The sequence below is a fragment of the Pseudofrankia asymbiotica genome (assembly GCF_001983105.1).
Lineage (GTDB): Bacteria > Actinomycetota > Actinomycetes > Frankiales > Frankiaceae > Pseudofrankia > Pseudofrankia asymbiotica.
Genome location: NZ_MOMC01000077.1, coordinates 1 through 17,591, shown reverse-complemented (window position 1 = coordinate 17,591; position 17,591 = coordinate 1). Strand labels below are relative to the sequence as shown.

The following is a 17,591-nucleotide window of genomic DNA, read 5'->3' as shown; positions in this document are numbered from 1 at the left end:
CGCGGACGCGTGGAGGCAGGTGGGACTGGGGTCCTCTGATCTACCTCCGCGATCGACGATCACCCCGGCTCGCACCACTCGTCCGACACTCCCCGACCCCCTGCCGACCGTTCTCTGGGAGGAGCGAGGGGGGGCGAAATCCGCCGACGCGCCCTGGTCCGATCCGGTGGTGTCCCGTCACCCGTCCGACGCGCCGACGTCACCAAGGTGAAACCTTGGCCCAAAAGTGAACCCACGCTGGCCGAAGAATGAACCCCGGCCGGCTCGGCCGCGTTGACCGTAGCGGAACGTCTGTCAACCTCGTGGTGAACGCGAGGGGGCCGGGCGGCGACGCGGCGGGGAGGCGCGGGTGGGTGGTCGGCCGACCGACTGGTCGCGGCTGCGCCTGGACGCGGATCCGACGCCGGGTGATCCGGACGCGCTGGTGGGCGTCGCGGACTTCATGTGGGAGATGCGCTGGCAGGCGTCGAGGGTTCATGACGAGCTGACCGCGGTGGTCGCCAGTACGGGTGACGGGGCGTTCGTCGGTAAGACCGCGGATTATCTGCGGGACACGGTCAACGGGGCTATCCGCAATTTCATCGCCGGTGTGCACAGTGCGTTCGAGCAGGCGGAGCCGGCTGTTCGTGGTTATGTCCGGGCGATGCGGGACGCGCAGGGTCGGGCGGACGCGGCGCATGCGCGGGCCGAGGGGCTGGCGCCGGATGATCCGGCGCTGGCGGGGCTGCGTACGGACGCCGTCAACGCGCAGGCGGATCTGGGTAGGGCGGCCAAGGCGGCGACGGAGACGATCCGGGCGGCCGCGCGGGCGATCGTCTCGCCGAAGACGGGCTGTGAGCAGTTCTGGGACGCGTTCAACGAGGTCGCGATCGTCATCACGCTGGTCGCGATCGTCGTCGGCGGCCCGCTGGGCCTGCTCGCGTTCGCGCTCAACGCCGTGCTCGCCGTCAAGGCCGTCGTCGACTACGCCACCGGCAAGACGGACGGCTGGGGTCTGCTGTTCGGCCTGCTGATGGCGGTGGCGCCGACGACGAAGCCGCTGATGGCGCTCAAGACCTGGAAGGCCCTCGGCGAGGGTGTGCTGGGGCTGGTGAAGGGCGCGGGCAAGGTGGCCATCACCGCCTGGGACTTCTCCCGGGCGATGACGCTGCCGATCGTGATGGGCAGGGCGTGGGACGTCGTCGCCGTGCTCGGCAAGGCGGCCGACGCCTCCTGGGTGCTCGCCCTGCGCGGCTTCGTCACCCTCGTCGAGCTGCCGAAGACGCTGATGGCCCTGCACCCCTGGCAGACGCTGACCGCGCTGCACCCCTGGCAGGGCCTGAAGGCCGGCACCGCCAGACAGCTCGCCCAGCTCAGGGCGCTGCATCCATGGCAGAGCACGAAAGCCGGCTTCGCCAACCAGTTCCACGACCTGAAATGGCTACGGGTCTTCACACCGCTCGAAGCCAACGAGATCGGGGTTCTCGGCATCTGGGGCGCTCACGACCTCGCCATCCTGGGCCGCGGCTTCCAGATACCGAGGTACCTGGGTCTGGCCGACTACGTCACCGGGGCCGCCGCGGCCGGTACCCATGCGGGTGCGCATCTCGGCGACGCGCTGTTCGGGACCCATTCCCCGGTCGGCCTGCACACGGGCGCCGGGATGGACCGGGCATTTCCGGTCGTCGGCGGGCGCGCGGCGGGATCCGGGCTCGGGTATGGCCGCGGCGTGCTCCTCGACCCGGGCGCGCTGACGCTGTTCGAACCGGCCGGAGCGTCCGCGGCTCACGCGACGAGCGCGTCCGGCGTGATCCTTCCGCACGGCGTCGCGGACGCGGCGAACCAGCTCGCGAGCCCGATGAGCCATGCCGGCGCGCGGGCGTCCGTCGACACCGGCGCGCTCGGGGCCACGGGGCGTGTGTCACTTTCCGCGGGCGGCACGGCGGTGCTCGGATCGGCGCATGTAGCACCCACGCACGCGGTGGACATGCTCGGGCAGGTGCACGCCGCGAGGCGCCTCGGGGAGGCGCTCGCGGATTTCGGACCGCTGGAGCACAAGCTCATCACGAACGCGGAACACGTCACCGCCCTGCGCACCGGCGGCGACACCTTCGCGATCGACTTCTCCCGCGCCGAGACCGCCGCGCCCGTCGCCCGGGCCACCGGCGCCGACGCGGCCGTGTCGACGCCCGGCGCGCGGGCCGCGCTCGACACGCCCCATGCGGGCGCGCCCGGCGCGTCCCGTGCTGCCCCGCTCGACGCGGCGCGCACGGCCCCGCTCGACGCGGGGCCCAGGCTGCCGGCCGAGGCCCGCGCGGCCTCGTCAGCTCCCGCCGCCGCGACGGGCCGGGACCTGGCCTTCGACGGCGCGGAGGTGCGGATCGGCCCCGGGGCCACCCACGACCTGGGAGGCCTGCCCGACGGCGCCGGCCGAACGGCCACCGCGCCGGATCGAGTCCGCGCGGGTCTCCACGCGGGTGACGAGACGCCGGCCCGGGCGCATGGCACATCGTCGGCGGCGGACGGGGGGCTCGCGGAGCCGGCTCCGCACACGCCGGACACCTCCGACCTGCTCGCCGAGACCGGGCCGGCCGGCACCCGGCACCCGGTCGACGCGGCCAGCGCGGGCCACGGCGGGGCCGGTCTTGACGAGGCCGCGCGCCGCCCGGAGGCCGCCGGCGTCGCCGCCCAGAGCCACGGCGCGCGGCCAGCCGCCGCCACGGCGTCGACGGACGGTGTCGGCGTGCCCGTCCGGCCCGAGTTCCGGTCGCCGGCCGGGGCCGGCACGTCGGAGCGGCCGCTGGTAGGCGCGGGCGCGGGGGCGTCGGCGTCCGATGGCCGGGCCGGTTGGCATGAGCAGCCGCGGCAGCCGCACTGGGCGCGGCAGGGCGCGGGGGCCGGCGAGCGGGGCGGGCCGGTGAACGCGGCGACGGCCCACCTGCAGGCCGCCGAGGAGCTGGCGCGGGCGGACGCCGCCTTCGACTCCGCGTTGGTCGCCGGTGCGCATGACCCAGACGCGATGATCACGGCGATGGTCGACCGTCACGCGGCCGAGACGCGCCTGGCCCACGCCCACGCCGAGCTGACGACGCCAGGCCCGGCCGCGGGCGGCGACGCGGCACGGGCCGCGACCGCCGCGGACGTGCGGGCGGCCCATACCGCCGCGGACGTGCCGGCCGCCCGCGGCGCCGCGGAGGCGCCCTCCGCCCGCACCGCCGCGCGCGCCGACCCGCCCCCCGGAATGACCGAAGGCCCCGCCGGGTCGCCCGGCGGCGCCGAGCACTCCGCCGTCACGGAGCCGCCCGCGGGCGAACGGCCCCAGGCGGGCTCGGGGGGTGGTGGGCAGAAGCCGCCCGGCGAGCCACCGCGCCCGGTGCCCTCCTCGGCGCCGGATCCCTCCGAAGGTGTGCCCGGTGGCGGCGGCACGGCCCAGCCACGCCGGCTGGTGGCGTCGGTGGGCGGTGACCCGGCGTTCGACGTGCTCCTGCACGCCGACGGCACCGCCCGGATCGCCGGCCACCCCCGCCCCTGGAAGGTCACGCACGACGCCGACGGATCGGTGACCCTCACCGCGGGCCGCAACCGGATGAGGCTCGACGCCGACGGCAGGATCCTGCACGCGAACCTGCGTCACACCCTCGAGAACGGGGACGCCCTCGGCCGTACCCGGATCAGGTCCGACGGGACGACCACCTGGTTCGAGCCGAACGGCAAAGCCGTCAGCAGCGACCTGCGCTACACCCCGCACGGCGACGGCGGGTTCCACCTCCACCGGCCCGACGGCACGCGTCTCTCCTTCGACGCCGGCGGGACGCTCACCGAGGCCCATATCACCCACGCCGCCGCGGACGGCACGCCGCTTGGGCACGTCGAGGTCGCGGCCGACGCTTCCGCGGTCTGGCACCACGCCGACGGCGACGTCACCGGTGTCACCGGCGACCTCCGGCTCGCCGCCGGTCCGGGCGGCGGCTACCAGCTCGTCTTCGCCGACGGCGCCCAGGCGCCGGTCGCCCTCACCACGTTCAGCCACAGCCTGCCCGTGCCGCGCATGAGCCCGGAGGGGCACTGGACCAACGGCGCGTACACCGTCAGCCCGGCGAAGATGGCGCCGCACCTCGCGAACGCCCCGGGCCCGGAGCTCAAGAGTCTCTTCCTGCGCCATGTCGCGGCCGAGAAGGTCACGCTCGACGCCGCGGCCTACGCGGACGCCGCCGGCCTGTGGGTCGGCAACAAGGCCCGGGTCCTCATCGAGGGCGGACCCGTCGGCGTCCGCGGCAACACCGGCGAGCTCACCCACTGGGTGCAGGTCACCCGGCACAAACGGATGGTCCACGCCTGGCCCTCCAGGCCGCCGCGCGCGCTCGCGGCCTCGCCGGTGACCTGGGGGGGCGTGGAGGCGCGCTTCCTGGCGGATGGGCGTCACCTGACGGTCACCACCGCGGCCGAGGGCCGGCTCGGGCGGATCATCGATCCAGGGGCTCGGGACGTCTATCGGGGCGCCTTCGAGGAGATCGAGGGCGACGGCGTCCGCGTCACGGCGCTGACCACGGACGATCTCGCCGGCGTGACCGGTTTCGAGGACGTCGTGCTACTGGACGGGTCGGGCCCCCGTATCGCCGACTTCCGTGAGTTCGACGGCGCCGGCCGGCTGACGGGCAGCGGGAGGTTCCTCCAGGACCCTGGCCACCACCTCTACGCCCACCTCACCGTCGACCATGCCGCCGGCACGGCGACCCTCCGCCACGCGGACGGCACCGTCGAGGAGGGCCTGGCCCACGTCGCCACCGAGCGCGGCGGCACGATCACCCGCGCCGACGGCACCTCGTACCGCTACGCCGCCGACGGCACGGTGGCCCACCCCTCGCCCGCGCCGACCAGCGCCAGCCATGCCCCGCCAACCGGCAGTAGTCACCCCGCGCCGACCGGCACCAGCCATCCCGCGTCGACCGGCACCAGTCATCCCGCCCCGGCGGGCGCCAGTCACCCCGCGCCGACCGGCACCAGCCATCCCACGGCCGGCAGTCACCCCACCGCCCCCGCGCAGCCTCCGGCCGGCGGCGCCGGCTGGCACCACCAGCCCCAGCAGCAGCACCTGGGGTCCGTCGGCGGCGCACCGCCTCCCGGCCATGGGCCTGGCGGCCCCGGGGCCGGCGCCCACACCGCCCCGCCGGCCTGGCATGCCCAGACCCATTCGGGCGGCGGCCAGAAGCTCACCAACGGCGATATGACGGTCGTGCTGCGCGCCGACGGCCAGCCGGCGAGGCTGGAGAACATCCGGCTGGGCCCGGCCCACGGGCAGGACGGAGGCCTGGTCATCCGCGCGGCGCGCAACGCGACGACGGGTGATCTCGACGTCGACGTGCTCGCGCGCCTGCGGGGCGGGACCGGGCCCGCGAGGTACGTCCAGGTCCGCGGGGCCGAGGCGGCGTGGGACGGCACCCACGTCCGGGTCACGACCACCGCCGGCCGGCATCAGGGCGACTTCCGGCTGTACGACGCGTACGGGACGCTGGACCGCGAGCAGGTGTCGGTGTTCGCCCGCGACGGGGCCCGCCCCGGGGCGACGCTCGAGATCAACCACGGCGAGGGAACCTGGGAACGGCACGAGCCGATCMGCGGCGGCCCCGCCGGCTCGACCCGGATACCCGACTACGGCGGCCGGGGCGAGGTCGTGACGGGCCGGTCCGGCGAGCTGCGGCTGGTCGACCCGCTCGCGCGCGACAGGCCGGCTGCCTATGTCCGCGAGCGGCTGTCGAACGGCAACGTGCTGGAGGTCTTCGGCAGGGCCAGGGGCCGGCATCACTGGTTCGAGTGGCGTGACACCGGGCGGAGCCTCGACCACTTCGAGGCCAGGCGCGGCTTCCGCACCTACGACGAGATACCGGCCGGCATGTGGTGGGACCACGAGGCGGGCCCGCTCGGGCCGACCGGCCCGCGGGTGCGCGAGTATCTGAACCTGCCCGACGGCGGCCTGGTGCGGGCCGAGCAGGAGGTGTCCGGCCGGTGGGGCTGGCACCGTTTCGGCGCCGACCACAGCCTCGTCGCCGAGGGCGAGCGGGTCCGGTACGGCCGTGGCTGGGTCGACCGGGCCGCGACGGGCGACGTCGCGCAGCGGTACTACCCGGCCGTGTTCTGGAAAGGCCATTTCCCCTTCGTCGGCGCGCACCGCCCGCGCGACGCGTTCGACTACGTGATCCACGAGCTGGACGCCACCGGCCGGCCTACGGACCGCTTCACGCAGTTCTCGCCGCAGGGGGAGCTGACCCGCGGCAGCGAGGCGATGAGCGGTGGCCACGCGCTGGACCTGCAGCGGTACGCCGAGCTGCGCCCGCCGCGGCAGGTCTGGACGGCCAGGCAGGACCTGGGCGCGGTCGGCCCGGCGGACGAGCCGGGCTGGTGGCGGGCTCGTCGTGACATCGGCGACGTCGACTTCCCCAGGCCGAGCGACGTCCGGCTCCGCCGCGGCGCGCCCGGCGATCCGGCGCCCGGCTGGGACATCGGTGACAGCCGCTACCGGGCGTTCCGCTGGGTCGAGCGCGACGCCCAGGGCGACCAGGTCGCCAGCGGGGTGCGGGCGGTCCGGGACCGGACGAACGGCACCTTCTCCGACTTCACCCACGACGGCCATTTCGCGCGCGGTACCTGGCGGCTGGAGAACGGCAACGGCCTGGAGGTCGGCCGCGCCGACGCGGGGGTGGTCGGCCAGGCCGGCGGCACGCGCTGGATGGCACACCCCGACCCGAGTGTCTACGCCGGCCCGCGCGACCTGCACTGGCAGGAGCTGGACGGCACGGCGCCCGGCGGCACGGTGCTGGCGGCCGGGGAGCGCCACTTCCCGAGCGGCGGGCCGCACTGGGTCGACACCGTCACGGAGAACGGCACGCGGGTCGTCGTCCGCCAGACCCTCGGCGACGCGGGCGACGTCGTCACCTACCTGCCCGGGCACCGGCCGGCGTACGACCGAGGACTCGCCGAGGGCGCGTCGCACACCGCGGCCAACCTCGACAGCCCAGGCACCGTCTCCGTCACCCGGGACACGTACGGCGAGCTGGTCGGCCGGACCGACGCGTGGCGGGTCCAGGACGCCGGCGGCAACCCGATCACGGTCACGGTCACCGGCCACGGCCATCCGAGCCGGGGACACTGGGCCTGGAAGATCGACCAGGACGGCGTCCAGCTGAGGGTCCGGGCGGGCGGGCAGGACGTCACCGTCGACGCGAAGGACTTCGCCGGGACGCGGATCAGCGCCCGCAACAAGCGCCCGACCGGCCCCTTCAACCTGCGGTACGCCGACCACTTCGACGAGTCCTTCCGGGACTACCTCAAGGTGACCGTCAGGACCGGCGGCAGGGACGAGGACCTCTGGGTCCTCGTCCGGGACAGCCGGGCGCTCGACCAGGGCACGACGCTGCGTAGCTTCCACGACGGCACCGGCTGGCGCTCCCAGGTCTTCGACGGCGACGGCGCCCCGAAGCCCAACACCGAGGCGGCCCGGCAGTGGCGACACGGGACCGACGCCCATGGGAAGCCCATCTGGAAGTCGGAGCCGGTGGCGGGGACGGACCGGATCCCGGCGCGTGCCCCCGTCTGGCAGGACCTCAGCGCCGACGGCCAGCGGGTGCTGCGCGAGTCGGACGCGGGCAGGGTCCTCGAGTACACGCCTGCCGGCGGGCACTCGGCGGGCGGTCAGGCGGGTCCGCCGGCCCCGGCGGGCATGCCGGCTTCGGCGGGTGCGCACGCCCCGGCGCCCCCGCCGCTCCCGGTGGGCCGGCCGGTCGGCGAGAAGATGGGCTTCGGCACCTGGCGGGAGTTCGACCAGGGCCAGGCCGTCCGGTCGCGGGTCGAGCTCGAGCCCGGCCGCTTCCGCGAGACGGAGACCTTCCACGGGCAGTGGCGGGAGACCGACGCGGAGGGCAAGCTGCTGCGCATCCGCACGCTCTCCGGCCGGGTCTGGGAACGTGACCCGCTGGGGCGCAGACGCGTGGTCGCCACCCCGCACGGCCACTGGGACCTGGTCGGCCGTGAGATGGACTACCGCGGCGCGCTCAACGAGATCCGCGGCTGGAACCGGGTCAACCGGTATCTCAACATGCGGCAGTACCGGGCCGGGGACGGCCTGGTCGGCGAGTTCATCCCACGCCGCCTGCTGGTCGCGCGCCGGGCGCTCCTGGACTACACGCAGGACGTCCTCCTGGACTTCCCGGCCCGGTTCGTCAGCCAGCTGCTGTTCAACGGGATGAGCGGCGAGCACAAGGACAACCCGTTCAGCTGGAAATGGGTCGAGAAGACCGTGCTGAACTCGCTGGTCGGCGGGGCGTTCCGGACCGGCGCGACGACGCTGCACCAGATCGGCGGCATCGGCAGGTGGCGCCAGGGCTTCGGCAACGTCGACAACGGTTTCCCCTACAACCGGCACATCCCCCGGGACGACTGGGAGACGGAGTTCGCCGGCAACGAGTACGCGCCGCGGTGGCGGGGCCTCACCTATGACACCGGCGCGTACGGGGCCGTCTTCAACCCGGTTCTCTCGGCCGCGAGCAGCTGGACGGTGGGGAGCGTGTTCGGCGACCAGTGGCAGTGGGCCAGCCCGGGGGAGAGCGCGGCGAGCACACTCATCACCGGCCTGCCGATCGGCCTCGGGCGCAGCCTCGTCCACGGCTACGCCTCGGGGCGGTTCTTCCACGTCGGCGGGCTGGCCGAGGTCGGCTGGATCGCGGGGGAACGGGTCGCCGACCGCACGCTGAGCCTGTTCCTCAAGAGGTGGCTACTTGAGGAGCCGGCCGCCCAGCCTTCCCCCGTGCCGTCGCCTTCCCCGTCACAGTCCGTGCCGCCGACACCGACGCCGACCGGAACGCCGACGCCGACCGGCCCGCCGTCCCCGTCATCAACCCCGACGCCGGCCGCGCCTCCGACCGTGACGCCGTCCACCGCTCCGCACCCCGGGAACCCCCAGCCACCCCCGGCATCCGGACCCACCTCGGTCCCACCGCATCCGGTGCCGACCTCGACCTCGATCCCAGCCCCGACGCTCGTCCCGACCTCCACGCTCCTCCCGACCCTGACCCCGACCGCGACACTCAGCCCGACCGCGACCCCGGGCCCAACGCCGACTCCCACATCCACCGCGACCCCGACCCCGACGCCGACAGACACCCAGGGCCCGACGCCGCCCCCGACCCCGACTCCCACCCCCACGGCCACGCCGTCACTGACGGAGCCCCCGAGCCCGACCCCGACGACGACGCCGGCCTCGGCGCCGGTTCCGAGCGGCGCGTCGGCACCCGACCAGGCACGGCCGGCGTCCTGGACCTCGGCGCCCGACGCCGAGAACCCGTACCTGGAGGCCGCGCTGGCCCTTCTCGGGTGACGGGGGAAATCGGCCCCGAAAGTTTGAAGGGCGGGGTGGGCGCGATACGCGACGACCAGCGATAGCACTCCGCGAATGGGTAGGCGATGTGCCCAACCCAGCCGCTACGTCTGTGCGAGACATGGGCGTGCCGTACCCGAATTGGGAACTGTCGCGCTATGATTAACCAGAAATCGCGCTTCGGTTACGGAGCGTAGATCGGACGGCGAAGTTGGGCCGTCGGCCGATGGGGGAGCGGGGCGCGGATCGGCGTGGTGGTGGACCGGCGGTACGCACAGCTGGCGGATAGGTCGCCGAACTTCGGCTATCTCCTTCCCTTGGATCGCGACCTGGTCGTCTCCGGAGCAACGGCCGAGTCGTATGTGTGGACGGACCCGGTGGCGTCGCTGATGAAGGCGCGCCTGTTCGGGGAGCGCCTCGCTCGGCAGCTTGTCGCTTCGACCGGACTACCGGTGTCGGACACGGCGACGCAGTTCGTCCGGATCAACGCGCTTACGCAGGCCGGCGTCCTGAGCCGCGGACGCGCGGACGGCTTCCATCTGGTCCGTTCGCGGGGTAACAAGGCTGCGCACGAGAACCAGGGTGGTCCGGCCGATGCGTTGCGGGTGCTGGAGACCTGTTACGGGCTCGGCCGCTGGTACTACCGGGTGCAGACACAGGACGCCAGTCCGCACGCCTTTGTTCCGCCGCCGGACCCGGCGACGGTCGTCGGTGCCGTGGTCGGCTCGGACGAGTTTGGTGCGCTGCGGTCCGAGCTCGCGGATCAGCGCGCGCGGATGGAGCAGATGCTGCTGCGGCTCGACCGTGGCGTCAGCCTGATGGAGGCCCAGGAACGGGCCCATCGGGAGGTATTGGCGCGGTTGGACCGGGTATCGGAAGACGCCTCGGCAGTGCGCGTGCTGGTGGATGCACTGGCCGCCGTGCCTACCCCGGACGCCGGCCCGGGTGGGACGGGTATGGCGCGGCTCGCCGGTGCAGATGAGCCCGACGCGGGTGATACCGCCGAGGCGGCCGGACTGGCGCGGGCTCTCGATGTCCAGGTCGATGCGGCCATGGTGCATCGCGCGCGACAGGTGACGGCGGCCGCGCGGGCGGAGTTCGTCGACCGCGCGCGGGCGGCGGACCGGGAGCCGCGGACCGAGCGAGAGGTACGTCTTGAGGTCGACCGGATGCTGGCCGATGCCGGTTGGGTCGTGCAGGACGTGGCGGCGAGAAACCTCTACGACGGCCTGGGCGTGGCGGTGAGGGAGGACCGGACCTCCAGCGGCCCCGCCGACTACCTGCTCTACGTCGACACCCGCCTTGTCGGCGTCATCGAGGCGAAGCGCGAGGGGACGAGTCTGAGCACGGCCGAGGCACAGGCCGACCGCTACGCCAACACGCTGACGGCCGCGCAACGGCTGGCGGCAGGGCGGGAGGATTTGCGGTTCCGATACGTGACCACGGCGGTGGAGACCCGGTTCACCGATGGGCTTGACCCGCGTCCGCGGTCGCGGCAGGTGGTCTCGTTCCACCGGCCCGAGACGTTGCGGCAGTGGCTGACGCTGGCGCGCAGGGCCGCGGAGGGCGACTCGGGGCTCGTGCATCCGACGCTGCGCGGCCGGTTGGCGGCGTTGCCGCACGTGTTCCCGCTCGACGTGGCCTCGCTGCGGGCGCCGCAGGTGCGGGCGGTCGAGGGAATGGAAGCCTCGCTGGCCGCGGACCGTCCGCGGGCGCTGGTCCAGATGGCGACGGGCGCCGGGAAGACGTACATGGCGGTGACGTCGACATTCCGGCTTCTGGAGTATGCGAAGGCCCGCCGGGTGCTTTTCCTTGTTGACCGGAACACGCTCGGTCGGCAGGCCCGCGACGAGTTCGGTTCGTTCACCGCAACCGGCGATGGTCGGGCGTTCACGGATCACTACAACGTCGACCTGCTTGGCCGGGCAGGCCTGCTGGGGTCCTCGAACGTGGTCATCTCAACGGTTCAGCGCCTGTACGCGCTGTTGCGTGGCGAGGACGTCGCGGACGACCTCGGCGAGCTGTCACAGGACGAGGAGTGGGCGGCCAGCGCCACCGAGGGCGACGAGTCGGACAACGGCGAGGCCTCGGTCGTCGCCGCCGAGTTGCCAGTCGAGACGCTCTCCTACAACCCGGCGATTCCGCCCGAGGCCTTCGACCTGATCATTATCGATGAGTGTCACCGGTCGATCTACGGCCGGTGGCGGGCGGTGCTGGAATACTTTGACGCCTTCCTCGTCGGGCTGACCGCGACCCCGGTGAAGCAGACGTTCGGGTTCTTTCACGGAAACCTCGTCAGCGAGTACACCTACCAGCAGTCGGTCGCGGACGGGGTCAACGTCGACTTCGACGTCTACCGGATCCGGACCGAGCTGTCTGGAAGCGGTGCCACTCTCGAGGCGAACACGACTGTGCCAATCCGGGACCGGCGGACCAGGGCACAACGCCTGGAGGCGCTCGACGACGACCTGGTCTGGACGCCGGCCCAGCTGGGCCGGTCGGTCATCAGCATCAACCAGCTGTACCTTGTGCTGACAACATTCCGGGACCAGCTGTTCACGGAGATCTTTCCCGGCCGTGGTGCGGCGGGCGTTGTCCCGAAGACGCTGATCTTCGCGCGCGACGACAACCACGCCGAAGAGATCGTGCACGCCGCCCGTGAAGTCTTCGGCCAAGGTAATGACTTCGCCGCAAAGATCACGTATCGGCAGTCGGACGCGGAGAGGCTGCTCGCCGCRTTCCGTAACTCGCCCGAGCTACGCATCGCGGTGACCGTCGACATGATCGCCACAGGCACGGACGTCAAGCCGCTGGAATGCCTGCTGTTCCTGCGGAACCCGCGCAGCTGGGCACTGTTCGAGCAGATGAAGGGCCGCGGCGCCCGCACCATCGACGCTGACGACCTGCGGACCGTCACCCCGGACGCGACGAAGGACCGGTTCGTCATCGTTGACGCTGTYGGCGCCATAGACGTCGACCGTGGAGGCGCGTCCGCCCCGCTCAGCGTCTACCCGGAGCGGCAGGTCAGCCTACAGCAGCTGCTCGACCGTGCCGCGGCCGGCACGATCAGTGCCGACGAGACCTCGACACTCGCGTCCCGACTCGCCCGACTCAACCAGCAGATCAACGAAACGGATCGGGCCGAGCTGGCGCGGCTCGCAGACCAGCCACTCACCGCGCTCGTCGGTCGGCTCGCCCGTGTCGCAGACCCCGACACCTACAACGACGCGGCTGCCAGCGGCGATGAAGCTGTGCGGGCGTTGGTCGTCGACGCGGTCCGCCCGCTCGCGGAGAACCCGCAGCTGCGCCGTCGGCTCGTCGACATCCGCCGGCAGTACGACATCGTCACGGACGACCAGAACGAGGACACGTTGTTGGAGGCGCGTGGCGTGCCCCCCGAGGAGATCGCCCGCAGGAAGGTGGAAGACTGGTCCGCCTACCTGCGTGACCATCGGGAGGAGATCGAGCTGATCCAGGCCGCGTATGAGAAGGGCACCGGCGAACGCTCCGCGTACGCCCTGCTGACCGACCTCGCTGCGAACATCGGCACCGCGCCCCGCCACTGGACGCCAGATGGCCTCTGGGACGCCTACGCCAAGCTCGGTAAGGCATCCGCCCATCCTGGCGGCAAGGCTGGCGTGCTGGATCTGCTTGGCCTCATCCGCTATGAGCTCAAGGTCGACGACGAACCTCGGCCCCACCGTGCCCTCATCGTGGATCGGTTCCAGAACTGGCTCCTGCGGCAGGAGCAGAACGGCGTCACGTTCCGCCCCGACCAGCTCTGGTGGCTCGAACGTATCCGCGACATCGTCGCCACGAGTGCCGGCGTCACCCTCGACGACGTCGACGAGCCTCCCTTCACCGAACGCGGCGGCCTCGACGGCTTCGCCGCCGCCTTCGGTGACCATGCCGAAACCATGCTCATGGATATCCGCGGCTTTCTCACACGCAGTGCCGGATGAGCGCGAGAGCTGTCGGTCCTATCCGGATCAGCCCCGCCGACACCGACGACGGCTATCTGCCAGACCTCCCAACCACTTGGGCGTGGACCCGCCTCGGTGAGATAGCGGATGTTGTCGGCGGCATCACGAAGGACAGTAAGAAACAGGCCGATATTTTGACTCCCTCAGTTCCCTATCTGCGAGTTGCGAACGTCCAACGTGGATATCTTGATCTCTCGAATGTTGCGACGATTCGAGTACCGTCTGCCAAGGTTGAAGAACTGGCGCTCCGACCAGGGGATGTTCTTCTCAACGAGGGTGGCGACCRTGACAAGCTCGGACGCGGGTGGATATGGGAAGGACAGATCGAGAACTGCATTCACCAGAATCATGTCTTCCGGGCTCGCGTTCTCGGCGGCATACTGGATCCGCGGCTTCTGGCGTGGCATATTAACGAGTTCGGCCAGGTCTGGTGTGAAAGAAACGGCAAGCAGAGTGTGAATCTCGCCTCTATCAGCCTGTCCAGGATTCGGCTTCTGCCAGTGCCAATACCACCGCTCGCTGAGCAGCGCCGCCTCGTGGCTGCGCTCGACGAACAGCTGGCTCGGCTGACTTCTGCAGGTTTGTCGCTCTCTCGTGCCCGTGGGGTGCTCCGCCGATTTGGACACTCAGCCCGAGCCGCCGGTCTTGACGCCCCAGATGCGCAGGCGGCCACTCTGGGTGATGTCGTGGCCGAGATGCATGCGGGGAGATCGTTCAGATGTGAACCTAGGCCGGCTCGGGCGGACGAGTGGGGCGTAATCAAGGTCAGTGCGATGACCTGGGGCCAATTCCGTGAGGAGGAGAACAAGGCGGCGCCGTCGACCCGTGCGGTCGACCCGCGTTTTGAGATCAAGTCAGGTGACATCTTGGTGAGCAGGGCCAACACGCCCGAGTACGTCGGCGCTCCGGTTCTGGTCCGCAYGACCCGGCCGAAGCTTCTCCTGAGCGACAAGAGTCTTCGACTCGTCCCACGGGCCGGCATCGATCGGGAGTGGTTGCTGCAGGTGCTCCTGTCGCGTGCCGTGCGGCGCCAGGTCACGGCGTTGTCGACTGGGACGAAGGAGTCCATGCGCAACATTTCGCAGGAGAACCTGCTGTCGGTCCGCATCAACATTCCGGACTCGGCACGGCAGTCCGAGATCGCCAGTCTCCTTGCCGAGGATCTGGACAGTGCACGCCGCCTCGGTATCTCGATTGACCAGGCAGCTCAGCGTGCGGCGCGGCTCAAAAAACGGTTGCTGGGCGCGGCATTCACGGGGCTGCTGACCGAGCAGGATTCCCTCGACGAGCCTGCGTCCGAGGCGCTGGCTCGGATCAGGGCCGAACTGGCCGTCTCCGGGCCACCCGGAAGGCGCCACCCGCGCCGCGTGGCTCCGGGCGCCGTTGGGGTTCTCATCGCCGAATCGCCGTCGCTGCCGGCGTTGAAGGGTGTGCCGACAGGGGTGGCCGCTCCCCTGCCTGGGATGGATGAGGTGGCGGAGTGAGTACGACCTCGCGGCAGCTGGTCGCGAAACTATGGGACTACTGTGACGTGCTCCGCGACGACGGGGTCTCGACCATCGACTACGTCGAGCAACTCACCTATCTGCTGTTTCTGAAGATGGCGCACGAGCGGTCGCATCGGAGTCTGCGTCCCGATCTTGCGTTGCGACCGGTTGGTGACTGCTGGCAGACGCTACTTGACAGCCAGGGCCAGGATCTTGAGAACGCCTACCGTGACATCCTCGTCTCGTTGGGTACGGAGCCGGGTACGCTCGGGATGATCTTCCGTAGGGCGCAGAACAAGATCCAGGATCCTGCCAAGCTCCGGCGGCTCGTCGTCGAGCTGATCGACAGGGAGCGGTGGTCCGGGGCGACGACTGACGTCAAAGGTGATGCCTACGAGGAGCTGCTCGCGAAGAGCGCGGAGGACATCAAGTCGGGGGCCGGGCAGTACTTCACGCCCCGGGCGCTGATCGCGGCGATGGTCGAATGCGTCCAACCTGGTCCGGACGACACCGTCTACGACCCAGCTTGTGGTACTGGCGGCTTCCTGCTCGGCGCGTACGACTACCTGTTGCACCATCACGGCGCCGAACTGACGCCCGGGCAGCGCCGCGATCTGGTCCACGGGAAGATCTGCGGTACCGAGCTGGTGACGGGCACGGCGCGCCTTGCGGCGATGAACCTCTTCCTGCGTGGCGTCGGCACCGCTCACGGCCAGCCGTTGATCGACGTGCGGGACGCGCTCGCCCGGCCCTACGGCGGCCACCCGTCGGTGATCCTTGCGAACCCGCCCTTCGGCAAGCGATCGTCGATCACGGTCATAGGTGAGGACGGCCGCACCGGCAGGGAGGACATCTCCTACAGCCGCCACGACTTCTGGGTCACGACAACGAACAAGCAGCTCAACTTCGTCCAGCACATCGCCTCGGCGCTCGGCGTCTCCGGCCGCGCCGCCGTCGTTCTGCCAGACAATGTCCTGTTCGAGGGTGGAGCGGGCGAGACTATCCGGCGGCGGCTACTCAGCGAGTTCGACGTCCACACGATGCTCCGCCTGCCGACCGGGATCTTCTACGCCGGCGGTGTGAAGGCGAACGTCCTGTTCTTCGACAAGCGCCAGGCCCGGCCTGGCAAGCCGTGGACATCCACGCTGTGGGTGTACGACTTCCGCGTCGGACAGCGCTTCACCCTCAAGCAGAATCCGCTGCGCGCCGAGCATCTCGCCGACTTCGTCGCCTGCTACCAGGTCGGGAAGCCTCGTGACACCCGTACTGAGACTGAGCGCTTCCGCCCCTTCAGCTACGACGAGCTGGTCACCCGCGACAAGGTCAACCTCGACATCACGTGGCTCCGCGACCCGGCCGCTGACGACGACGACTCGCCAATGCCTCCGGATGTCCTCGCCCGCGAAATCGTCGATGAGCTACAGTCTGCGCTCGCCGAGTTCGCGGCCGTGGCCGACGTTCTCGCCGCCCGCGCCGCTACTCGCGCGGAGTAGCCTCGCGCTGTTCCTCCGCTGTAATTCTCCGTAGTCTGGTCAGCACCAATGGACCCTGGTGAGGAGTGGCTGGACCGAGATGAGCGGCAAGACGGGGCGTCCGGTTTCGAGCACGGTGGCGATGGTGAGGAGGGCGCTCGAATCGCAGTTCGATGGCATGATCGACACGGCCGATGTCACCCATCCCTCGCCCGACGAGAAGCGAAGGAAATTCCTCTCGCGGGCGCTGGCAGCGCTCGTGGCACGGGACCGGACAGGCTGTACCAGCGCCGAGGCCGCCGACATGGTGATCGACGGCCGAGCGGACGTTGGTATTGATGCCATCGCTATTGCTGACGGTGTCCCGCGGCTCTGGTTGATCCAGTCGAAGTGGAGCGACCGCGGTGAGGCAGGTCTGGGAGTCGGCGAGGCGCTCAAGACGATTCAGGGTCTGCACCTCGTCGAGCAGCAGGAGTTCGACCGGTTCAACGACCGGTTCCAGATGCATGTCGAGCGGGTCCGCGACGTACTTGACAATCCGAGCCGGCGTATCRCGGTCGTCGTCGTACTCCTCGGTAGCCAGCCGCCGTCCGCCGAGGTGCAGCAGTGCTTCAAGGATGCAGAGGACACCTTCAACTGGGCCGGTCCGATGYTGGACGTCCAGTATTGCCTCGCCGTCGACGTCGTCGAGATGTTGCGGAAAGACATAGCCGAGCCATCTATCGACCTCAAGGTGACGATGGACGAATGGATGCTCCTGGAGTATCCGTACCGTGCCTACTCTGGCGTGGTCGGCACCGAGGTGATTGCAGACTGGTATGCGCAGCACGGAGACCATCTGTTCAGCAGAAACATCCGTACCGGTTTGGGGATCACTAACGTTAACAGCGGCGTGATCGAGACTCTGATCAYGGCTCCCGAAAAATTCTGGTACTACAACAATGGCATCACGGTCCTATGCGAGAGCGCTGAGGCARATGTCCGCAGTCGCAGCTCAYGGCAAAGCTCGGCGACTCTACAGCTGAGCGGGGCGAGCGTGGTCAACGGTGYCCAGACGGTAACCRCCATCGCGGAGGCGATCCGGCGCAGCCCCGACAAAGCCCGGGAAGCAGTAGTAGGCGTGCGGATCATCGCGCTGGGCGACGCCCCGGAGGAGCTCGCGACCGGGATCACACAGGCGACGAACACCCAGAACGACGTCGAGCTCCGGGACTTCGTTGCCCTGGACCGTGTGCAGGCCGAGATCAGGGACGACTTCGCGCTGACCCTGAAGAAGGTCTACACGATCAAGCGGGGTGAGATT

The 17,591-nt window shown here is 70.8% G+C and carries 5 protein-coding genes; all 5 read left to right on the top strand.

Going from position 1 to position 17,591, the window contains the following annotated elements:
• Positions 1 to 349: 349 nt before the first annotated feature.
• The gene (locus BL253_RS32055) at positions 350 to 9,346 is read left to right on the top strand and encodes a hypothetical protein (RefSeq protein ID WP_076821102.1); all 8,997 of its coding nucleotides are present in this window, start codon (positions 350 to 352) and stop codon (positions 9,344 to 9,346) included.
• 251 nt (positions 9,347 to 9,597) lie between these two features.
• Complete coding sequence (locus BL253_RS32050; protein WP_198946487.1) at positions 9,598 to 13,308, top strand: DEAD/DEAH box helicase family protein; 3,711 nt, start codon at positions 9,598 to 9,600, stop codon at positions 13,306 to 13,308.
• Positions 13,305 to 14,813, top strand: a complete 1,509-nt coding sequence (locus tag BL253_RS41485) for a restriction endonuclease subunit S (protein WP_076821100.1) — start codon at positions 13,305 to 13,307, stop codon at positions 14,811 to 14,813. The genes BL253_RS32050 and BL253_RS41485 overlap by 4 nt, the downstream gene beginning before the upstream one ends.
• Entirely contained in the window at positions 14,810 to 16,309 is a 1,500-nt protein-coding gene (locus tag BL253_RS32040; protein ID WP_076821099.1) for a class I SAM-dependent DNA methyltransferase, read from the top strand. Before BL253_RS41485 ends, BL253_RS32040 begins: the two co-directional genes overlap by 4 nt.
• A 79-nt stretch (positions 16,310 to 16,388) precedes the next feature.
• On the top strand, positions 16,389 to 17,591 hold a 1,203-nt coding region (locus BL253_RS32035), incomplete at its 3' end, for an AIPR family protein (protein WP_198946486.1).